The organism is Rathayibacter sp. AY1C9 (assembly GCF_002932315.1).
Taxonomy (GTDB): Bacteria; Actinomycetota; Actinomycetes; order Actinomycetales; family Microbacteriaceae; genus Rathayibacter.
Genome location: NZ_PSVZ01000018.1, coordinates 65,102 through 71,750, shown reverse-complemented (window position 1 = coordinate 71,750; position 6,649 = coordinate 65,102). Strand labels below are relative to the sequence as shown.

The window sequence follows — 6,649 nt, the reverse complement described above, 5'->3', positions numbered from 1 at the left end:
CCGCGGAGTAGTCCTCCGCGACCGCCGCTCCGGGAGGAGCAGGGGGACGGCCGTTCGCGGCGGTCGCGGAGGACTACTCCGCGGCGCCCGCCTCACGCTGCGCCAGGGCGCGGCGTCGGAGGCCGGTGATCACAGCACCTGCACCGAGGAGGGCGAGGGCGGCGGCTCCGAGGAGACCGCCGTCGAAGCCCGTCGACGGGAGGCCGCCGGCGCCGTGGCCGGGCGCGCCCGGTCCGGCGGTCGGCGTGGAGGTGGGCTCCCCCGGTCCGGCGGTCGGCGTGGAGGTGGGCTCCCCCGGTCCGGCGGTGGGACCGGCCGTCGGCGTCGCGGTCGGCTCCGGGGTGCCCGTGGGCTCCGGAGTCGCGGTCGGCGTCGGGGTGGGGGTGACCGCCTCGGTGACGTCGACGCTCACGAGCGTCGCGAGTCCCGAATCGGTGTAGGCGACACGGCCGAGGTAGCGGGCCGGGCCCGCCAGGTTCGACCAGGAGACCGCGTACGCGATCGGCTCGCCCTGCACGGCGTCGACCACGGCGGGGTCGGTGCTCAGCGAGCCGAGACCGTTCTCCGGAGTGATGACGAAGCTGCGGAAGTCGAACGTGACGGTCGAGGATCCCGGGGCGGTCGAGTAGACATCGGCCTGGACCGTGTACTCGCCCGGAGCGGGGTCGGCGATGTCGACTCGCTCGTCGGCCGAGCCGGTCGCCGAGGTGAAGACCTTGTCGGTGCTCTCGCTGGTGACGGTGAGGTCGAGGTCGGCCGCGTCGTCGAGCGAGTCGAGATCGAAGCGGGCGAACTCGGCGCCCTCCGGCACCACGACGGTGGTCGTCAGCGACTTCCCCGTGGGGAGCGTCGCCGAGTGGCCGTCGGCGGCGGTGGCGTCCTCGGCGAGGACACCCTCGGCGAGACCGCTCGCGGTGAGCGGCAGCGCGCCGGTGATGCCGGGCGTGACCGTCACCGTGCCGGTGCCGGTCGAGCCGGTGCCGGAGACCTCGTAGGGCGCGTCCAGCAGGACGGGGCGCACCGCGATCGGGCTGCGGACGTCGTGCTCCGCGCTCGCCCAGGTCAGGTAGCCGGTGGCGAACTGGTTGAGCGCCGCCGAGCCGGTGGTGAAGGAGACCGTGTACTCCGCCGTCTGGCCCGCACCCGTGAAGGAGAGGGTCGAGGGCGAGACCACGGTGTCGATCCCGGCGAGGCCGTCGACCGAGGCGGTGTAGGTGCCCGCGCCGGTCGAGGTGACCGTGCGGGTCACGGTCTGCGTGCCCGCGAGGGCGCCGATCGCGATCGAGGCCTGGTTGAGGTCGGACGGGTCGATCGCGGCGATCGGGTCGATCACCGGGTTCGAGGTGAAGACGTAGCCCGCACCCTTGAGGAACGCGATCCAGTCCTCCGTGCCGCTCTGGTAGAGCAGTCCGGGATCGAGGAACGCGGCAGGGTCGACGTGTCCGGCGCCCTGGGCGAAGACGTCCTCGGACGCGGCGCCCGACTGGTCGACGCTGTCGTAGGCGGAGGTCATCATGGCCGACTTCACCGCGGACGGCGAGGCCTTCGGGGTCGCGCCGAGGATCAGCGCGCCGAGGCCCGCCACGTGCGGCGACGACATCGAGGTGCCGGACTCGAACGCGAAGGCGGGGTCGTCGCCCTCGGCGTTGAAGCTGTCGGCGAGGATCGCGACGCCGGGCGCCGTGAGGTCGGGCTTCAGCACGTCGGCGCCGTCCGCCTCAGCGGGACCGCGCGACGAGAAGCCGGCGACCTGCGGGACGGGGATGGAGGCTCCGGACGAGTTGCCCTCGGAGAGGGTCACGGTCGCACCGGCGGTGCCGGCGTAGGTCGTGATCGCCTGGTAGGCCTGCGAGTCGATCTGGATGCTCGGGACCGAGTGGTCGTCGACGTGCAGGGCGTTCGGGGTCGGGTTGAGCAGCAGCATGCCGATGCCGCCGGCCCGCTCGACCTCGGCCGACTTGGAGACGCGCGCGGTGACGCCCGCGGTGCAGGCGACGATCGTGCCCTTCACCTTGTCGGGGTCGAGGGTGCCGGTCTCGCAGATGGCGGGGTTCTCGGCGCCCGAGCGGACGACGTCGGCGCTGTTCACCAGCGGTCCGGTGACGTCCTCGTGGACCGAGATGGATCCTCCGACGAACTTCTGGCCGTCGCCGAGAGCGGCGGTCGCGGTGTAGGTCGGGATGGAGGACGCGGCGACCGTGGTGTACCAGGGCGACGCGTGGTCGAGCGTGGAGGCGCCCGCACCCGAGTTGCCGGCCGAGGCCGCGACGAAGACGCCCGCGGCGGCGGCGTTGAGGAACGCCTCGTCGATCGCGGTCAGGGTCGAGGTGGCCGAGCCGCCGCCGATCGAGAAGTTGATGACGTCGACGCCGTCCTTGGTCGCGGCGTCGATGGCCGCGAGGATGCCCGCTCCGGAGCAGAAGTCGTCGTCGTCGGTGCCCTCGTCGGGTCCGTTCCAGCAGACCTTGTACGCGGCGACCTTGGCGGCCGGGGCGACTCCGGAGATCTTCCCGTAGTCGTAGCCGTCGACGCTCGCCTCGACGCCGTTGTTGCCGGCTGCCGTGCTCGCGGTGTGCGAGCCGTGTCCGTCGGCGTCGCGCGGGGAGCGGTACTCGGGGTTGTCCGTCGAGCCGACCTCCTCGTCCGCGAGGAACCAGCGTGCGCCGATGAGCTTCTGGTTGCACTCGTCGCCGTCCCACTGCTCGGAGGCGGGGAGCCCCGGCGAGCAGGAGCCGACGAAGGTGCCGCCGTCCGACTTCACGAAGGAGGTGGTGGTGCCGTCCGTGTAGGGGGCCGCTCCGGGCGAGGTCGCCAGGGGTGCGCCTGCGAAGGAGGGGTTCTCGGGCGCGATGCCGGAGTCGATGACGCCGACGACGACGCCCTCGCCCGCCTTGTCGATGCCGCCCAGCTTCTGCCAGACGCCGTTCTCGCCCTCGAGGCCGAGGAAGTCGGTGGAGCGCTGCTGTCCGGTGTCGGGCACCGGGGTGCCGGCGGCGGCCGCGGCGAGCGGCGAGGCCTGCGCGGCGCGGTCGACCTTCAGGTTCTCGACCTTGCGGACCTGGGCGACGTCGCGGCGGCTCGCGAGCTCGCCCGCCTGCTCGCCCGAGAGGGTCGCGGAGAAGCCGTTGAGGGCGACGGTGTAGTGGTAGCCGATGGCGGCGTCGACCGCGGAGGCGACGTCCTCCTGGCGCTGCTCGAGGTGGGCGGAGTAGTCCTCCACCGGAGCCGAGGCGGCCTGCAGCTGCGCACCGTCGACGGGCGCGGTGCGGGCGAAGCGGGCATCGCTGCCCTGGTAGGTGGCCGCGGAGGGCTCGACGAGGGTGACGACGTAGTCGCCGTCGTCGAAGCTCTGGCCGACGGAGAGCCCGCCGACGAGCGAGGCACTGCCGGCGAGAGGGGCGGCACTGGCGCCGGTGGTGGCGAAGGCCGCGGTCGCGGCGACTCCGAGGACGGCGAGGCCCGCGAGGATGCGCCTCTCAGCGCGGCGGACGGGTGGTCGGTGGGACAGGTGAATCGGCAATCGATGTCCTTACTCACATTCGCTGGGAACCGGATCGGTTTCCACACAGAAACGACCCTACGAACTCGATTGCCCAGCTTTGTTACGAACAGGTAACGAAGTTGACGCTGAAGGGGGCCGATCCGTTGGCACTCCCCCTCCCCGAGTGCTAATTTAATCGCGTTGAGCCGGGTCGGCTCAACTCTTGGAACTCTTCGTTGCACGACTGAATGGAGTGATCTCATGGCTGTCACCTACGACCCCGTCCGCGAGCTGGACCGCCTCGCCACCGCCCTCCTCGGCTCCGGCCAGGGGCCCCGCCGGATGCCGATCGACCTGTACCGGGACGGCGACCACTACGTCCTCACCGCCGACCTCCCCGGCATCGACCCCGGGTCCGTCGACGTCGACGTCGACGGGCAGCTCCTCACCATCCGCGCCCAGCGCACCGTCGCGGGCGGCGACGACGTCACCTGGATCACCCGGGAGCGCCAGTCGGCGACCTTCGTCCGCCAGCTGAGCCTCGGCCAGGGCGTCGACACCGAGCGCATCGCCGCGTCCTACGACAACGGCGTGCTCTCGGTGACCATCCCGGTCAGCGAGAAGGCGCGTCCCCGCCGCATCGAGGTCGTCTCGACCGCCCGCCCCGAGCAGGTGCGGATCGGCGAGGCGGCCGCCGAGTAGGACGACGAGCGAGGGCCCGTCCGCGATCGTGCGGGCGGGCCCTCCGCGTGTCCGCACGCCCTACGCTGGCCGGATGCGCGCCTCCTCCTCCGACACCGCTGTCGGCGTCCTGCTCCCCCGCGATCTCCCCGCCTCCGAGGTGCTCGTCTACGCCCGCCGCGCCGAGGAGCTCGGCTTCGACGAGCTCTGGGTGGTCGAGGACCTCGGCTTCCGCGGCGGCATCGCCCAGGCCGGCGCGGTGCTCGCCGCCACCGAGCGGATCGTCGTCGGCATCGGCATCCTGCCCGCCGCCGTGCGCACGGCGGCCTTCACCGCGATGGAGCTCGGCACTCTCGCCGAACTGTTCCCCGGCCGCGTCCACGCCGGCATCGGGCACGGGATGCCGCACTGGCTGCGCGGCCTCGGCGTCTGGCCGCGCAGCCCGCTCACCCTGCTCGAGGAGCAGTTCGACGCGATCCGCTCGCTGCTCTCCGGCGAGCGCACCGACCGCTCCGGCCGCTACGTGCACGTGGACGGCCTCGTCCTGGAGTCGCCGCCCGCCGTCGTGCCGCCGCTGCTGGCCGGCGTCCGCGGACCGAAGTCGCTGGCGCTCGCGGGCCGGATCGCCGACGGGGTCGTCCTGGCCGAGCCCGTCACTCCGGAGTACCTCGCGGCGGCCCGCGGCCACCTGGGCGGCACCGGACGGATCGTCGCCTACAACGTGGCCGCCGTGGACGACGATGCGGCCGCCGCGCGCGACGCGGTCCGGCCGGGACTCGAGTGGATCGGCGAGCCGGACTGGGCGCCGCACATCGAGCCGCTCCCCTTCGCCGAGGACTTCGCCCGCCTGCGGGCCGAGAGCGCCGACCGCGCCGCCTTCGTCCGCGACCTGCCCGACGCCTGGGTCGACCAGCTGGCCGTCGTGGGCACTCCCGAGGACGCTCGTCGCCGCATCGGCCTGCTGCACGAGGCCGGTGCGTCGAGCGTCGTGCTGATGCCGTCGGGGCCCGATCCGCTCCACGCGATGGAGGACCTCGCCCGGGCGCTCTGAGGCGCTCGGCCCGGGCGCGTCCCACCGGGCCCGGAGACGCGTCCGGCCCGCAGGATCCGAGGATCGTGCGGGCCGGACGCGTCTGCCGAAGCCGGAGATCAGGCCGACATGCGGGCCTTCAGGTTCTCGTCGAGGGTCGCGAGGAACTCCTCGGTCGTCTGCCAGCCCTGCTCGGGGCCGACGAGCAGGGCGAGGTCCTTCGTCATCTTCCCGGACTCGACCGTCTTGATGACCACGTCCTCCAGGGTGAGCGAGAAGTCGATGAGCTCCTGGTTGCCGTCGAGCTTGCCGCGGTGCGCGAGACCGCGCGTCCAGGCGTAGATCGAGGCGATCGGGTTCGTCGAGGTGGGCTTGCCGGCCTGGTGCTGGCGGTAGTGGCGCGTGACGGTGCCGTGCGCCGCCTCCGCCTCGACGACGCTGCCGTCGGGCGTGGAGAGCACGGAGGTCATCAGGCCCAGCGAGCCGAAGCCCTGCGCGACGGTGTCGGACTGGACGTCGCCGTCGTAGTTCTTGCAGGCCCAGACGTAGCCGCCCTCCCACTTCATGGCCGAGGCGACCATGTCGTCGATGAGGCGGTGCTCGTAGGTGAGGCCCGCGGCGTCGAAGCGCTCCTTGAACTCGGTCTCGAAGATCTCCTCGAAGATGTCCTTGAAGCGGCCGTCGTAGGCCTTGAGGATCGTGTTCTTGGTGGAGAGGTAGACCGGGTAGTTGCGCGAGAGGCCGTAGTTCAGCGACGAGCGGGCGAAGTCGCGGATCGACGCGTCCTGGTTGTACTGGACCTGCGCGATGCCGTCGTCCGGGGCCTTGTAGACCTCGAATCTCATCGGCTCGGAGCCGTCCTCGGGCGTGAACTCGACGGTCAGCGTGCCCTTGCCCTTGAAGACGAAGTCGGTGGCGCGGTACTGGTCGCCGAACGCGTGGCGGCCGATGATGATCGGCTTGTTCCAGCCGGGGACCAGGCGCGGGATGTTCGAGATGATGATGGGCTCGCGGAAAATCACGCCGCCGAGGATGTTGCGGATCGTGCCGTTGGGCGACTTCCACATCTTCTTGAGGCCGAACTCCTCGACGCGGGCCTCGTCGGGGGTGATGGTCGCGCACTTCACGCCGACGCCGTGCTTCTGGATGGCGTGCGCCGCGTCGATCGTGACCTGGTCGTCCGTCTCGTCGCGGTACTCGATGCCGAGGTCGTAGTACTCGAGGTTCACGTCGAGGTACGGGTGGATGAGGGTGTCCTTGATCTTCTGCCAGATGATGCGCGTCATCTCGTCGCCGTCGAGCTCGACGACCGTTCCCTCAACCTTGATCTTGGACATTGCTCTCCCATGGTGTCGATGACCCCGCACCTGTGCGGGACGGGCGGCTCTGCACCGCTCCGGATGGCCTCCGCCAGCCTACCCGAGGCCCGAACTGTCTCGATGTCGAGACAGTTCTCG

4 protein-coding genes are annotated in these 6,649 nt (G+C 71.6%); 2 read left to right on the top strand and 2 right to left on the bottom strand.

The window, feature by feature from the left end; all coding sequences use genetic code 11:
• Positions 1 to 73: 73 nt before the first annotated feature.
• Positions 74 to 3,520 (bottom strand): S8 family serine peptidase, encoded by a 3,447-nt coding sequence (locus C5D09_RS12515; RefSeq protein WP_104269430.1) that lies wholly within the window; start codon positions 3,518 to 3,520, stop codon positions 74 to 76.
• A 222-nt stretch (positions 3,521 to 3,742) separates the two neighbouring features.
• Between C5D09_RS12515 and C5D09_RS12510 the strand changes: the two genes are divergently transcribed.
• Positions 3,743 to 4,183, top strand: coding sequence for an Hsp20/alpha crystallin family protein (locus C5D09_RS12510; RefSeq protein WP_104227284.1), 441 nt, complete (start codon positions 3,743 to 3,745; stop codon positions 4,181 to 4,183).
• A gap of 73 nt (positions 4,184 to 4,256) precedes the next feature.
• Positions 4,257 to 5,213, top strand: coding sequence for an LLM class flavin-dependent oxidoreductase (locus C5D09_RS12505; protein WP_104269429.1), 957 nt, complete (start codon positions 4,257 to 4,259; stop codon positions 5,211 to 5,213).
• A 98-nt stretch (positions 5,214 to 5,311) separates the two neighbouring features.
• Here the strand turns inward: C5D09_RS12505 and C5D09_RS12500 are convergent, their stop codons facing one another.
• On the bottom strand, positions 5,312 to 6,529 hold the full coding sequence (locus C5D09_RS12500; protein WP_104224939.1) for an NADP-dependent isocitrate dehydrogenase: 1,218 nt from the start codon (positions 6,527 to 6,529) through the stop codon (positions 5,312 to 5,314).
• Positions 6,530 to 6,649: the final 120 nt, after the last annotated feature.